The following is a 15191-nucleotide window of genomic DNA, read 5'->3' on the forward strand; positions in this document are numbered from 1 at the left end:
TACAAATAAGCCAGAAGTAGTGGACAATGCGAAGTTCAAATACTCAACATCTGCATTTAAGGATGTCAAAGCCGTTCAGGCAAAGATTTCCAAACCCAATGACTTTGCCCAGGCAGGCGATCTGTATCGCTCTTTCTCCCAAAAGGACAAAGACAACCTGATCAAGAACCTTTCGGGAGCCTTAATGGGCGTGAAAAATCCCGTCATTGTAGCTAAGATGATATCCCATTTCTATCAGGCAGATAGGGAGTATGGCATGCGTCTGGCAAAGGAATTGAACTTGAGCCGTGAAGACTTGGAAAAATTGCTATAGCACTGATATTCCTTTAATCTTGACAAAATAACTTCCCTGATTCGAAACTTAAGAACTTTACCAAAGTTTGCCTGCGCTATGGCCTTGTACGCAACTTTGGTAAAGTTTTCGGAAGAAGAGCGGGAAGTTATTCTGTCAGTATATCTTAATTAATTGTAAAAAGAAATACATGAAAAATATACTCTGGATCGTCGCCCTGCTGTGGTTTGGTCGGGCATCTGCACAGGAAGCCACTGTTTTTGAAGCAGCGAGAACGAACGATAGTGTCAGCGTTCAGCATTATATCGCACGAGGACACTCTTTGGATACGCTGGACGATAAGGGCTATACGCCATTAATATTGGCCTGCTATAATGGCAATTTGACAGTGGCTACGCTTTTGCTTAAGGCTGGGGCCAATTCCAACAGCCAGGACAGAAGTGGCAACACGGCCTTGATGGGAGCAGCTTTCAAGGGATATAGGGATGTCGCCGATCTGTTGCTTGCGCATGGTGCCGAAGTAAATCTTCGCAATGCCAATGATGCAACGGCACTTTTTTTTGCCGTGACATTTGGGCAAGAGGGGGTGGTAAGTGCACTGTTGGACAATGGCGCGGATGTTAGCTTAAAAGATCGCTTTGGCAAAACGGTCCTGGACCACGCTCAGATACAGGAAAATGAAACCATTTTGCAAATGCTTACCGATAGCCGATAGCGGTATCTAAAGCCCATTGGCCCTGGCCGTAATCTCGGCAATATCCAGTACTTTCACTTCCTGCTCCTTGTTTTGGCCTTTCACGCCATCTTGTAGCATGGTCATGCAAAAGGGGCATGACGCTGCTACCACTTGTGGGTTGGTAGATAATAGGTTCAATATTATCTACTCATAAATTCTATATTTGCGTATGCCTGTCAATTTAGATGTTCTACTTCGTTTCCATACCATTGATAAATGCCTGCAAAATAGGTATAGAAAATGGACGCTGCGAGATTTGATGGAAGCCTGCTCTGAGACGCTGCAAAAAAACGTGTCCAAGCGCTCCGTTCAAAACGACATTCAAAAAATGCGGAGCGGCGATCTTGGCTATTATGCACCTATTGTCTGCAAAAATGGACTGTACAGTTATGAAGATCCCAGTTATTCTATCAAAAATGCCTCTCTTACCGAAGCGGATATCCAGTCCATAGCCATTGCCAGTAAGATTTTGGGACAATACAAAGGTTTTGAGCTGCATAGTGAGTTGAAAGAGATTGCAAACAAACTGGAATCCAAGGCTCAAAGAGATAGGTTCTTGCAAATCGAAAACATCATCGACTTTGAGCAGGCGGAAAAAATCACTGGAAAAGAATACCTTCAACCGATATTGCAGGCCATCCAGAATAAAGAAGTTTTATGCATTGCATATAAACGGTTTGATGCCTCCCAAACCAACACGCACATCGTCCACCCTTACCTGCTGAAAGAGTACAAAAGCCGTTGGTATTTGCTCGGGCTAAATCATAAACATCAACTCATTACAACATATGCCTTGGATAGGATGATCTCTTTAAAGGAAGATTATCACTACGATTACATAGAAAATGCTACATTCGATCCCAAGGTCTATTTCAAAAACACCATTGGTATCACCTATACCGGAGAGCTTCCGGTCCAACTGACCCTCTTTGTCGAAAAAGCTTTTGTTCCATACTTGCTTAGCCAACCGTTGCACAGCACTCAAAAGTTATTGGAAGAAACGGAACGGGGAGCATATTTCCAGTTGGAAGTTGTCAATAATCCTGAACTTAAAACATTGATTTTAGGTTATTCGGATGCTATGAGTATTGTTGCTCCTGCGGAGTTAAAAAAAGATTTTATCGATAAACTAAAACAGGCGAAAAACAGGTATGAGGGCGTGTAAAACAGTGCCGCTATAATTCGTGACAAGCGCTAAGCTACCACGTTTTTCAACGGATATTCCCGTATGAGTAAGTCGGCAGGAATTTTAAGCAAAGCACTAAACTTCCGTATCATGTTCAGCGACAAAGCTTGTTTATAATTGAGTACTTTGCTGACAGTGCCTTTGTCACCATATACCGATGCCAGTTCCTTGGGATTATATCCAAATTCCTCCATTCTGATCTTAATCAGCTCTATGGGATCTACATCAGGCAGTTCAGACGTACTTCGCTCATATTCAGCGATGAGCTTTACGAGCAATTTTAGCTCTTTGTACTTATCTGTTCCTTTCTCTGCATATTTTATTTGTTCATATCTTTCCAAAGCTTGCAGGTAGTCATTTTCGGATTCGATTAAAAACCAAGCATTTTTTTCCATAACATTATTTCAAACTGTTTGAGCATCAATACCATCATATGCTGCATGTGTGCCAATAAAGCGGACATCTACAAAAGCAAGGTCAAAGTTCACTTCTACTACCAACCTGTACTTGTTTCCTACAATCTTAAAACGAGCACGTTTCCCCTTGATAATTTTAGCTTTAGGAAAACTTTCAAGCACATCCTGGCTATTTCTCCAAATGGCACGTTCTGTAACTGCTTTCCATACAGCAACACTTTTCCCTGCATCGGAATGTTTTTTCACAAATACAGTCAATTTCCGTTCATTAACAATATCCATATGGACATCAATGTGTTTTACAAAGATAAAGACAAGTTGGCGAATAACCAACAAGCCGTTTTTTCAGAATCAAACGGTTAATCCCTCCCGTCCGCAAAAAACACTTTCTATTTACAAAAAAACCACAATGGAGGCACAAAGCAGGTATAACGAGTCGCCATAGTTTCCGTGAGCTTTTCTTAGTGCTTGATCATTAGTCCTTAAGCCATTCAAACCATATTCTTTGGTCAATGAAAGGAATATGGTTTTGTTTGCAAACGTTCATCGTATAACCTGTTCCGCCTGTTTTGGGTTTATGCAAATCGTCATAGAAAATAGCAAAAGTCGCAGGGGATATATTGTCCGTTCCAATGACCATAACCGTATCCCGGATAATAAATGCTGCTTTCATCGAAATGCGGTCTCTCTCACCGGAGACATATTGGTCAACCAATTTTTCGGTTTTCTTATTGCCTTTGGATTGATAGACTACTTCTGGTTCGCTCGCAAGGTTGATGTCGTCCAAAGAGATCGTATCATACGCCACGTTCGTCTTTTTCCGATGTGCGGAATAGGGCGTTATAACCTCCAATCGTGTCTTGTCTACAGCCGAAACACCTAGTGAAAAATAGTAATCAGCACCATCGGCATTTCCACTCCTAAACCGCATTTTTTTGGTTTTTGTAGCCAACACCTTTCCCAAGCGAATAAGTAAGTCTTTGTCTTCAGGTAATACCTTCCGCTTTCCACCAAGTAAATTCACTGCATTTTCTTTATCAAAATCGCTGATGAAATCTTCTAAGGTCATAGTTGTTTTTCGTTGTTCGAACAAATATACCTTAGGGTAATGCAGTGTATTTGCATCTCAATTTTTTTTTCGGTTCTATGACGTTTTGTATGGGTAGTTCTATAGAGAGCGTATAATTGTCCCTCGCTCCATCCCAGCTTTTTACTTTTGTTGCCAAAGCAGAAAAAAAGTAAACAAAAACCGAAGCCCCGATTAAGATCGTGGCGAGCTCATGAGCGCCGTTGAAAACAAACAAAAAGCGAATAAACTGCTTTTGCGGCTTTTGCCAATTTGGCTAAATACAGATGGCAATTACCAGTTGAACGCTAGGCCTTTGGCACTTATATAGTTTGATAGCGGCCAAAGGCTGCATTCAACCTACATAACCGTGGGCCATCTGCATTCTTAACGCCAATTGCCCAAGGCCGCCCCTACTATCATCGCATTGCCCGATTCCTGCTGCTAGGAAGCTATCCCTTACAGAACCTCGAATCCCCACCAACCCACACTACCTGTCATAGCGCCTTTTTATCTCTCTTGTTCTTCTCTCTTTCTGCCTGTATCTTTTGCAGTTCTTCTTTTGTGATTTTTGTGAAAGATACGGGCGACATAAATTTTTCTCTAAATCTATCGTCACTTGTCTTTTTTTTGCTCATAGCTTATTTCGATGTCTTGTCTTATGCCTGTTAATGTGCTACTCAGATTTTAACACTTCAAAAATGTCATTGGCAATTTTTTTATATCCTTCTTTTTGATGCCCTTCTTTTTGATACCCTTCTTTAAAATTTTTCAAAAGTTCTAAGATTTCCTCTTCATTTTCTGTTACTTCCTCTTGCATGGTATAGACTGCAGTGTGTCTTTTAGAGTTTTCAGATTTGATTTTCAACTGTGCTTTTTCCTTTATACAAGTTATTAGTTCTTTCCTCTTTTCCTCATATCCAATCTTATAAGGCTGTACCTGTATTAACACTTTAATAACATCGTTACCCTTAGAATTCCTAAAATGTTCTAATGCAAACATGATAGGGTAGTATTTGCTGTTTTCAAGATATTTCTCGTGCTCTTTAAATATAAGAGTGTTTATCCAATTTTTTGGGACAAAATACATCCATTTATTTCCTCTTTGGGATAAAAGAATATATTCGTTTTTCTCGCAAAACGTCGTCGCCGCATCTCTCAAAGCAGAACTCTTTCCGTGCCTTTCAATAAAGTCGAACAATTGCTTATGATCTTTATATATGCTTTTTGCATAATTAACAAGTTTGTCTTCTCCCATTACTTCTCTATTTAAAATTACCAAATAATCATTTATATACTGTTTAACATGAACACTTAAACTATCATCCAAAAGCTCGATAATGTCTTTCAAAAACTCGACGATTGAACTGTATGATAGAGAAACCCATTCATTTTCTGATGCATCCATGCCTTCGGGAGTTAAATAAGCAAAAAAGCGATGTTTGGTTTTCTCCTTAGGGAAACATTCCCGAACCATTTCTTGGTATCTCGATAGTTGCTTTTCCCCCTCTCCCGACCAGAATTTGTTTTCTATTGCAATGATAAACTCTTCTTCATATTTAATTAAGATATCTATTGAATCTAACTTTTTTGAAGAAATATTCTTCCATTCCCTAAAAATTTGTACTTTGTTGTAGTTGATATCATCAGCCATTAATTCAGGGTACTTGACTTCTGATTCTAATGGCTTATTTTCAATAATAATCTCTTTTTCAATAAAAATCTCTCTCAAAATTTTTTGTATGAAAATTGAGCCTAAACCATGGCCTTCATTGGGGTCAAGTAACCATGCCAAGAAATTTGAATGTCTTATTTCATGCCCCGCAATGCCTAGTATCTGAAATATATTTGGGTCTTTCAGCCCTAACCTTAATTTGTCAACGGTTTTATCATTGATAAAATCTTTAAACTTGTTCCTGTAATCCTTTAATTCTAATTCCTTAGATTCTGTTTTTTCCATAGTATCTTGATTAATAGCATCATTTTTATTTTTCGTTTTTCAATATCGGGATATGCTCCCTTATTGCAAATTACCTTTGTCTATTCTAAACTGTCTATTTATCCTCTCTCGCCAACTCCCTCAACCTCCTTAATATCAATACCATTGCCCAGGTGTCAAGCTTGCAGTAGGCAAGCATGTCTTGTATCAGTTGCGCTTTGTTATCGTGTGCTTGTCCGTTGACAAAATAAGTGGCATAAGCACCAGCAGCTTCTCCGCCATTGGAGATGCCCATGCCCTGATAGGACAAATCTGACATGACGGGCAATACTTTCTTGATAGAGCAAGAACCTTGCTGATCGGGGTGGTAATAGTAAAATTGTCGGAAAGGGGTTATTAAATCCTGTGTTCGATCCACGATGTTTTGTGCCCAATTCAAGTATTCGGGCGCTGCCTGCGCCCATTCCTTGATTCTACCCTTCTCAAAAGACTCGTTGAATGTCAGTACCGTTCCAGTACCACCAATATCCTGATGCAATTGCTCAAACAGAGCTCTTCTCGGATCGGCATGATCGGTATGCAGGTACTCTCTGTGTTCGACTGAGCCGTCAGCACTTTCGATATGGAGGGAATACTGAAACGGGATCTGCATATATGCCCGTGTACCATCATAAGGCGGCACAGCCGGACTAAACGTTTCAAAATCCAAATGATAGATAGGGTATCGTAAGCTGTCGATAAATGCGGAGATTTGTTGAGGATTGATATGAGGCTTACCCGAAATGGCTGTTTCTTTTTGTATCAAATGCCTTTCTTTTGTTTTCGCGTCCTCTGGCAGGTCTTTGATCAGTTGGATACCCAAAAGCCACAATTCAATGATCTTTTTCTTGCTTCCTCTATATAATTCAAAGACAGAACCTTTGGGCAGGCCAGCCATAAATTCATCTTTGAAAACATTGCTATAGTCGCCTTTGACCAATTCCTCTAGGCTAAATTCAGGACATTCCGGCAGGTCAATGATGGCCAGCATGTGATGTGCCAGAGCGGGAACTTTTACGATAAATTCGCTCACTTGTTCGCCGACATTCTCGAAGTAAAACAAATCCCTTAAAGATAATTCGCCTTGACGCACATATTGAGTATTGACCAACATGATTTTAGTGTCGTGGATTTTCAACCCGCATTGTTCCAATACAAAGCGCTGAAACGCCACATCGTGCACATGGGTGTCTTTCAGTTTGGTAGACGATTTGACTTCGATAATATCCCATTCATCATTACCTACAGGAACAAGAATATCTACTCTGATGTAAAACCGGTCGAAAAGAAATCCCGCTTCAAAAATTGGTTTCCGCTTTTTTAGGGCAGCTTTGGTTTGTTCAATATTTTCAAGAAAATCTGATAAAGCCAGATCGATACCTTCGTCAAAATATTGCTGCGCCAATATTCCGACTTCCGTACCACTCTTAAATAGCTGTTGCGAAAAAGCATCGGGTGGCGGAATGGTTTCAGGCTGATGGACTATCCGCCATAACAGCGCATCTGAATCCAGACCATTGAGAAATTTTGATTTTGTAAGAAGTTTGGGCATAGAAGTAAAGTAAGGTGCTAATTTAGCTGATTAAAGAAGAAATCAAATAATATGTCTTTTTTGGGTTAATATGACACTAGTACTATATTCAAAGTGTAGGTGTCTTTGCCTAATTTGCATAGTATAAATACCCTTTTAAAAAGGCAAATCATCAAACCTATCGATCTCATCGGAAGAAATAGCGTTGATATTTCGGATGGAACTATTGACATCGTGTAGCAGACGAAATACTTTGATCAGTTTCTGTACATTCTGATCAGCAATATCTTCAAAATCTGCTATATCCAGACGCATTACATCACCCTCTTCAAAAAGGGCATTGACTTCCGAAAACTCTCCGCTCATAGCCAAGTTGATGATATGGAGATCAAGTTCTCTCATAAATTTATCGAACTCAACAACCGCCCTAATAAGGTGTTCTCTGTAAGTTTTTGACATAAACTCTTGTTTTGATTCAATAAGGACAAATATACGAGCAGGGAGTGCAGTGTATCTGCATTGCAATTTTTTTGAGATTGTTTTCTTACCCTACTTACCCAGCCCTCCGTCAGAACCGTTTTTTTTTGATTAATCTTCCTCAAAAATAAAAAACTGAATTTCTTCTTTGCGGATTTTATTGGTCTTGCACGACGAATCGTGGTGTTCTTTTACTACGTTATACATTTTCATCAATTCCTGTATGTTTTGATCATCCACACCTTCAAAATCATTCATATCGCCTTCCAGATCCTGATCGCCCCTCAAGCGCTCACTCGCCTCCGAAAATCCTCCGAAGAGCACTAAATGCGCCATATTACCATACAGTACCTGCGTGTACCATCTGAGGGTAATAATCGCTTTCACAAGATAGTGCCGGTAAGGCGAGGCAAAAAGGCCATCCTGAAATTCGGGACAGGGGAACCCACTAGGTACAACGGTTTCCATAGCAAATATTCTTTCGCCCACTACCTCCCATCGCTCTACAACACCCAATCGCTCATCAAAAACACCTTCATGAAACGCCTCCATAGTATCAAACGCAGAAATATCATTGATACTACTGAACAAATCGTAAGCCTCACTCGCCGAATCGTGTAGCTTAATCAGCTCTTGTATGTTTTTATCGTCTACATTTTCAAAATCGGCCAAAAGAAAGCATGTAGCTTCCTTGCCTTCAAAAAGTTCGTCTTTTTCCGCAAAGCTTCTATCTATCAACAGGTGAGCGATATTGGTCTGAAGCTCCGCCATAAACCGGATAAAATTAAGCGCTGAATCTACAAGATGTTGTCTATATTCTTCCATAAATATTCCTCCTTTTTGTTTTGGACAAATATATAAGCAAGAAATGCAGCCTATTTGCAAGACAATTTTTTTGATGGTACACTTTTCTTAAGCTGCTTATCTTTAAGTGCTTTAGTGTTCTCTCCGCTTTGGTTTTTTAAAGCCCATTGGCCCTGGCCGTAATCTCGGCAATATCCAGTACTTTCACTTCCTGCTCCTTGTTTTGGCCTTTCACGCCATCTTGTAGCATGGTCATGCAAAAGGGGCATGACGCTGCTACCACTTGTGGGTTGGTAGATAGTGCCTCTTCAATGCGTTCAACATTAATGTCCTTTTTGCCTTTTTCAGGCTCCTTGAACATTTGTGCACCTCCAGCGCCACAGCAAAGTCCATTGCTGCGGCAACGCTTCATCTCCACTAGCTGTGCATCCAGCACTTCCAGCGCCTTGCGGGGTGCTTCGTACACCTCGTTTCCTCTGCCAAGGTAGCAAGGATCGTGATAGGTGATGCGCTTGCCCTTGAACGATTCGCCACCCTCGGCCTTTAGCTTGCCTTCGTTTATCAATTGTTGAATCAGCTGGCTGTGATGTATCACCTCGTAGTTGCCGCCAAGGGATGGGTATTCGTTTTTTAAGGTATTGAAGCAATGGGGGCAACCCGTTACGATTTTCTTCACTTCATATCCGTTTAGCACCTCGATGTTCATCATGGCCTGCATCTGGAAAAGGAACTCGTTGCCGGCACGCTTGGCAGGATCGCCAGTGCAGTTCTCTTCGGTACCCAAAATGGCGAATTTGATGCCTACGTGTTGTAATATCTTACAAATGTCATGTGTGATACGTTGCGCCCGCTCGTCAAAACTGCCTGCACATCCCACCCAAAATAATATATCAGGTACTTCTCCATTGGCCACCATCTCGGCCATCGTAGGTACATATAGTGTTTTTTCCTCGTTCATAATTGTTAAAGTATCAAGACGAAAGTATCAAGTATCAAGACCGACTTCCCGGGATGCTTTGCTCTTTAGTCTAATGTCTCACATCTAAAATCTCACATCTATTCTCTCCAATTGGCCCTATCTGCCTGTGCGTATTTCCAGGGCGCACCGTTGTTTTCTATATTTCCGAACATGGCATTGATGCTGCTAGGAGCTTGTGACTCTTCCATCACGGCATATTGGCGCAAATCCATGATGATTTTTAAAGGGTCTATGTTCACTGGACAGGCCTCTGTACAAGCATTGCAACTCGTACAGGCCCATATTTCTTCCCTGCTAATATGGTCATCCAATAAACTCTTGCCGTCATCTTGAAAGGAGCTATTTTTATCTATGTTCTGCCCCACGGCTACCAGTCGGTCACGGGTATCCATCATGATTTTTCTGGGCGACAATAACTTGCCGGTGATGTTGGCCGGGCAGACGGAGGTGCATCGGCCACATTCGGTACAGGTATAGGCATCCAGCAAGCTTTTCCAAGTCAAGTCTTGTACATCCTTTGCGCCAAAGCGCATAGGTTCTTCCGATGGAGGAGGAGGGGCAAAAGAGGGATCGAGCATGGCTTTCACCTCATTGGTCACACTTTCCATATTGGCAAACTTGCCCTTTGGGTTCAAGTTGGAAAAATAGGTGTTTGGGAAGGCCAACAAAATGTGCAGGTGTTTGGAATAGGGCAGGTAATTCAAAAAAGCCAATACGCCGATGATGTGGAACCACCAACAAGCTCTTTCTATAAGGTGTAGGGCGTCTGGGCTTTCAGGTAGTAGGCCTGTCAGTAAACTGCTAATCGGAAATGCGCCATGTACGTCTTCCCCTGCATGCAATTGTATTTTATAGTCGGCCGCATTCATGAAGAGAAAAGCAGTCATCAGCAGAATTTCCGTAACGAGAATGAGGTTAGCATCGGTCTTGGGCCATGAGGTCATTTCTACGCCAAAAAAACGTTTTACATGTACGATGTTTCGCCTTATTAAGAAGATGGCGCAACTTATTATTACTGCGAAAGCCAACCATTCAAATATCCATATCAGTACATTGTAGAGATTGCCCAAAGGTGCAAAAATGCGATGGGTACCCGCTAGACCATCAATTACGATTTCCAACATCTCTATATTGATGATGACAAAACCAAGGTATACGAAAAGGTGAAGCAAAAAAGCAATGGGGCGCTTGGTCATTTTACTTTGACCAAATGCTACCTTTAACATGGTTTTCCATCTTTCGACAGGTCTGTCACTACGATCCAACGCCTTTCCCAGCCTGATATTGCGGTATATTTTTCTGGCGTTATAGGCGAAAAGTCCAATAGCTGCCAGCAGCAAAACAAGAAATAACAGTTGACTCACCATAGCATAATTGGTTTTAATAAGCGCTAAAGTAATAAATATTTTATTATGCACGCATAGTAATTGTAATTTAGAAGAAGTATAAATTGGTTTGTTGGTCATTGGTTGATTAGTTTATTAGGCATTTGTTGATTGGTGGATTAGCTTTGTTTTCTAGCCTCTCTGCTTTCGCCTTTAAACCTTACACCTTTCTTTAATCTCAAATTAATCTATCTTTGCGCGATGACTACACTTGACCAAGGGAAAACCTCCAGAGCGCTCAGTTTTATATTTATCACATTGCTCATCGATGTGATTGGTTTGGCCATTATTATCCCCGTATTTCCCAAGTTGATCGAAAAGCTGATAGATGGCAACATTAGTGAGGCTTCGCGTATGTCGGGCTTATTGCTGGTCGCTTATTCCGTGATGCAGTTTCTTTTCTCTCCTTTGGTAGGCAATCTTAGTGACAAGTTCGGGCGTAGGCCTGTTTTGCTCTTTTCGCTGCTGGGCTTTGGTATGGACTACTTGTTTATGGCCTTTGCACCTACTATCGGGTGGTTGTTCGTAGGGCGTCTTATTGCGGGGGTCACAGGCGCAAGTTTTACTACTGCATCGGCCTATATTGCCGATGTAAGCAGCCCTGAAAAACGGGCGCAGAACTTTGGCATGATCGGCGTAGCTTTTGGCTTGGGCTTTATCATCGGTCCGGTCATTGGCGGTATATTGGGTAAGATGGATGTGCATTATCCTTTCTATGCAGCGGCGGCACTTGCTTTATTGAATGCGCTTTACGGTTATTTTATCCTGCCGGAATCCTTGTCCAAGGAAAATAGGAGGCCCTTGGACTGGAAGCGATGTAACCCATTGGGTACTTTGGTACAGCTAAAAAAATATCCTGCCGTTTTAAGCCTTTCGCTCTGTCTTTTCGTCGTTTATTTTTCGGGGCATGCCGTGCAGAGTGTGTGGACGTTCTATACCATCGAAAAATTCCGATGGAGCGAAGATCTAGTTGGCTATTCATTGGGCTTTATAGGTTTATTGATTGCCTTGGTTCAAGGAGGGCTTATTCGCGTAGCCATACCCAAACTGGGGCAGCAGCGTAGTATCTGGATCGGTCTATTGCTGTATGCCATCGGCATGGCGCTGTTTGGCATGGCCAATACAAGCTGGATGCTATTTGCCTTTATGATTCCCTATACACTTGGCGGAATAGCGGGGCCTGCCTTGCAAGGCGTGATGACCAATGCCGTACCGGCCAATGAACAGGGTGAACTGCAGGGAGGCCTGACAAGCTTGATGAGCCTAAGTTCCATATTCGGTCCTTGGTTCATGACCTATCTATTCTATTATTTCACTAACGATAATGCACCTCTTTATTTGCCTGCAGCACCATTTTATGTGGGCGCATTGTTGATGTTGGTAAGTGCCTTACTGGCGCTTAGAAGCTTTAGACGGTCGGCCTGATTTAGTTAACATATTGAGTTACGCTTTATCTGTTGAACGCTTTGCAATAAACTGCAAATAGGAGCATTCAAAAGAACAGGAGTTTACTATGTCTCCCCGCGTTATGGGAATTGCTGTATCAGGTTGGCTATCAATGCAGTCCATCCTGTTTGGTGGCTGGCACCCAAGCCTTTTCCCGTATCTCCATGAAAGTATTCGTTAAACAGGAGGTAGTCCTTAAAATGGGGGTCTGTTTGCATCTTTTCATTTTGGCCAAAGCAGGCACGTTTTCCCTCTTCGTCCCGTTTGAATATATGTATAATCCTATTGGTCAACGATGTAGAGATATCTTTCAAGTTGTGTAGTTTACCGCTTCCTGTGGGATATTCCACCATATAGCTGTCGCCATAATACTGATAGAAATTCAGCAAACTCTGAATAATAAGGTAGTTGATGGGAATCCAAATGGGACCTCGCCAATTGCTATTGCCACCATAGGTATCGGTATCGCTTTCTCCCGGGGTATAGTGTACGGTGAATTTTTCGTTGCCTCTGGTAAATATATAAGGCTCTTTCTCATAGCATTTTGACAGGCTGCGAATTCCATAGTCGCTCAAAAACTCATGGCAGTCAAGCATGCGTTTTAAGATCCGTTTCATTTTGCGTTTGTCTATTAAGCTGGCCATGTATTTTTCTCCGTTTCCTGTTCCCAAGAGGCTCGAAACGGTAGCCATGAGGTCGTTCCTGTTTCTGAGGTACCAAGATTTGCGTAGGTCCAATTGGGGTGACGCTTTTGCCTTTTTCTCCGAGATCACCTCGACGGCGAAGAGCGGGATCAAACCAACGATGCTGCGCAACTTGAGGGGGATGGGAGGATTGTTTTCTATAGACAGCTCATCAAAGAAAAAGCCCTCTTCTTCATCCCACAGACCCATGTCGTCCGTTCCTGTGATATTGAGTATAGCGCTGGAAATGTGGATGAAGTGTTCGAAAAACTTGGAAGTCATATTGCCATATACGGGATTGTACTGGGCCAGTTCAAGCGAAATATGCACCATATTGAGCGCGTACATGGCCATCCAGCTGGTGCCATCGGCCTGCTCGATGACAACGCCTTCGGGTAGGTCGCCCATATTACGGTCAAATACTCCAATGTTATCCAAGCCCAAGAATCCTCCTGAAAAGATGTTCTTGTCGCGGTGGTCTTTGCGGTTCACCCACCAGGTAAAGTTGATGATGAGTTTTTGGAATATCGCTTCCAGAAAGGGAATGTCGCCTTTGCCCGTTACTTTTTTTTCCATGTTATACACCTCCCATGTAGCCCAGGCGTGTACTGGAGGATTGGTGTCTTCGAAGTTCCATTCGTAGGCGGGTATTTGTCCATTGGGGTGCATATACCATTCCTTGGTGAGCATCATGAGCTGTTGTTTTGCGAAGCGGGAGTCTACCAAGGCCAAGCTCACGCAATGGAAGGCAAGGTCCCAACTAGCATACCAGGGAAATTCCCACTTGTCGGGCATGGAGATAATATCATGGTTGTTCAGGTGCTTCCAGTTGCTGTTTCTGCCACTGGCACGCGAACCCATGGGCAAGGGTCTGCCAGGGTCGCCGTCCAGCCACCTGTATACGTTGTAGTAGTAAAACTGCTTGTTCCACAGCAGCCCCGCTAGGGCCTGCCGGTGTATTCTTTTTTCATCTTCTGAATGGATGCTTGCCTGCAGTGGGGCATAGAACTCGTCGGTATGGCGCAAGCACTCTTGGAACGAGGTGTCGAAATCTTTAAAAGGTGTCTTTTGTGTGTCCCTGCAGAGGCGGAGGCGTATCGCGCAGGAGCTTCCCCCCTCCAGCTCCACGGTATAGAAAGCCGCTGCTTTGGTTCCCTGGGCGACTGGCTTTATCGCATTTTTGTCTTTTCGTACCACATAGTCGTGAAAAGCATCTTTGAAGTACTTCTTGCCTTCATAGGGCTGTTGAAAACGCGCTAGGTTTGTTTCATTCTCGGTAAAGAGCCATGGTGCCGCTTGCTCCTGGTATAAGAAATAGTTAGCCATATGGGGATGTTCAATTTCCAGGTAGCCATCCTCTTTCTTTGATATGCTGCAAAGGGCTTTTTTTTCATATCCCCATGACCAGGTGTTCCTAAACCAAACGGTAGGCAATATGCTCAAAGGTGCCTTTTCTTTGCCTCTGTTGTGGACCGTTATTTTGATCAAGATATCTTCTTGTGCTATTTTAGCATATTCGATAAAGATGTCGAAATAGGCATCATCTTCAAAGATGCCTGTATCCATGATTTCGTACTCGGGGTCCTTTTTGTCACGGTGGCGATTTTCCTCCACAAGTTTTTGATAAGGGAAAGCCTGCTGTGGGTATTTGTACAGCATTTTCATGTATGAATGCGTAGGCGAGGAGTCTAAATAGTAGAAAAGTTCTTTGACATCTTCCCCATGGTTGCCTTCGTTATTGCTTAGGCCGAAAAAGATTTCTTTCATAATGGAATCCCTGCCATTCCAGAAAGAAGGAGCGAAGCAAAGGAGCTGTTTGTCATCGCATATACCACCAATTCCCTCTTCTCCCCATCTATAGGCCGTGCTTCTGGCCATATCGTGTGTGGTATAATTCCAGGCATTGCCGTCTTGGCTATAGTCTTCACGCACTGTTCCCCATTGGCGATTGGAAACGTAAGGTCCCCATTTTTTCCAGCCTTCTTCGGCAAGACGTCTAGTCTCTTCGTTCATACATTTGGGTTTGGTAAAGGCCAAATGTATAAAAAAAGATTTTATTTCGTTTGGCGGGGCAAGGCGATGTCCACTTTATAGCGCTTCGGAAACTGCGAGCCTCTCCTTGATAAATGTGGTGCATTGTCGTCCATCGCGCAGATTTATCCTTAAGTCAAAGGAACGCCCGCTGGATAAGGGCATTGAATGCGACTGTTAA

The 15191-nt window shown here is 42.5% G+C and carries 15 protein-coding genes and 1 pseudogene; 4 read left to right on the forward strand and 12 right to left on the reverse strand.

Annotation, left to right across the window (positions count from 1 at the left end):
• The first annotated feature begins 19 nt into the window (after positions 1-19).
• Positions 20-313, forward strand: coding sequence for a catalase-related domain-containing protein (locus A37S_RS28130; protein WP_281169857.1), 294 nt, complete (start codon positions 20-22; stop codon positions 311-313).
• 169 nt (positions 314-482) lie between these two features.
• Entirely contained in the window at positions 483-1007 is a 525-nt protein-coding gene (locus tag A37S_RS0106380) for an ankyrin repeat domain-containing protein (protein ID WP_028296269.1), read from the forward strand.
• A 6-nt stretch (positions 1008-1013) separates the two neighbouring features.
• Here A37S_RS0106380 and A37S_RS27035 read toward each other — a convergent pair.
• Positions 1014-1151 (reverse strand): annotated as a pseudogene (locus A37S_RS27035) ((Fe-S)-binding protein); the annotation flags it as partial.
• A gap of 46 nt (positions 1152-1197) precedes the next feature.
• Here A37S_RS27035 and A37S_RS0106390 point away from each other — a divergent pair.
• Entirely contained in the window at positions 1198-2193 is a 996-nt protein-coding gene (locus A37S_RS0106390; RefSeq protein WP_028296270.1) for a helix-turn-helix transcriptional regulator, read from the forward strand.
• 29 nt (positions 2194-2222) lie between these two features.
• Here the strand turns inward: A37S_RS0106390 and A37S_RS0106395 are convergent, their stop codons facing one another.
• The 10 genes from A37S_RS0106395 to A37S_RS0106445 form a co-directional block, all read right to left on the reverse strand.
• A complete protein-coding gene (locus A37S_RS0106395) occupies positions 2223-2609 on the reverse strand; it encodes a helix-turn-helix domain-containing protein (RefSeq protein WP_028296271.1) in 387 nt (128 codons plus the stop codon).
• Positions 2610-2618: 9 nt separating this feature from the next.
• The gene (locus tag A37S_RS0106400; RefSeq protein WP_028296272.1) at positions 2619-2912 is read right to left on the reverse strand and encodes a type II toxin-antitoxin system HigB family toxin; all 294 of its coding nucleotides are present in this window, start codon (positions 2910-2912) and stop codon (positions 2619-2621) included.
• Positions 2913-3105: 193 nt separating this feature from the next.
• Positions 3106-3699 carry a hypothetical protein gene (locus A37S_RS0106410; protein WP_028296273.1) on the reverse strand — a complete coding sequence of 198 codons (594 nt, stop codon included), beginning with the start codon at positions 3697-3699 and terminating at the stop codon, positions 3106-3108.
• 494 nt (positions 3700-4193) lie between these two features.
• Positions 4194-4334 carry a hypothetical protein gene (locus tag A37S_RS27040; protein ID WP_157278466.1) on the reverse strand — a complete coding sequence of 47 codons (141 nt, stop codon included), beginning with the start codon at positions 4332-4334 and terminating at the stop codon, positions 4194-4196.
• A 38-nt stretch (positions 4335-4372) separates the two neighbouring features.
• Positions 4373-5656: a PDDEXK-like family protein gene (locus A37S_RS0106420; protein WP_028296274.1), complete on the reverse strand. Its 1284-nt coding sequence runs from the start codon at positions 5654-5656 to the stop codon at positions 4373-4375.
• A 94-nt stretch (positions 5657-5750) separates the two neighbouring features.
• A complete protein-coding gene (locus A37S_RS0106425) occupies positions 5751-7226 on the reverse strand; it encodes a DUF2779 domain-containing protein (protein WP_028296275.1) in 1476 nt (491 codons plus the stop codon).
• Between the two features lie 135 nt (positions 7227-7361).
• Positions 7362-7664, reverse strand: a complete 303-nt coding sequence (locus A37S_RS0106430; protein WP_028296276.1) for a hypothetical protein — start codon at positions 7662-7664, stop codon at positions 7362-7364.
• 129 nt (positions 7665-7793) lie between these two features.
• Entirely contained in the window at positions 7794-8507 is a 714-nt protein-coding gene (locus A37S_RS0106435; protein ID WP_028296277.1) for a hypothetical protein, read from the reverse strand.
• A gap of 136 nt (positions 8508-8643) precedes the next feature.
• Positions 8644-9444 carry a (Fe-S)-binding protein gene (locus A37S_RS0106440; RefSeq protein ID WP_028296278.1) on the reverse strand — a complete coding sequence of 267 codons (801 nt, stop codon included), beginning with the start codon at positions 9442-9444 and terminating at the stop codon, positions 8644-8646.
• 98 nt (positions 9445-9542) lie between these two features.
• The gene (locus tag A37S_RS0106445; RefSeq protein ID WP_028296279.1) at positions 9543-10832 is read right to left on the reverse strand and encodes a (Fe-S)-binding protein; all 1290 of its coding nucleotides are present in this window, start codon (positions 10830-10832) and stop codon (positions 9543-9545) included.
• 219 nt (positions 10833-11051) lie between these two features.
• Here A37S_RS0106445 and A37S_RS0106450 point away from each other — a divergent pair, with 219 nt between their 5' ends.
• Positions 11052-12275, forward strand: a complete 1224-nt coding sequence (locus A37S_RS0106450) for a TCR/Tet family MFS transporter (RefSeq protein WP_028296280.1) — start codon at positions 11052-11054, stop codon at positions 12273-12275.
• A 101-nt stretch (positions 12276-12376) separates the two neighbouring features.
• Here the strand turns inward: A37S_RS0106450 and A37S_RS0106455 are convergent, their stop codons facing one another.
• Entirely contained in the window at positions 12377-14992 is a 2616-nt protein-coding gene (locus A37S_RS0106455) for an MGH1-like glycoside hydrolase domain-containing protein (protein ID WP_028296281.1), read from the reverse strand.
• Positions 14993-15191: the final 199 nt, after the last annotated feature.

The organism is Olivibacter sitiensis DSM 17696, assembly GCF_000427965.1.
Taxonomy (GTDB): domain Bacteria; phylum Bacteroidota; class Bacteroidia; order Sphingobacteriales; family Sphingobacteriaceae; genus Olivibacter; species Olivibacter sitiensis.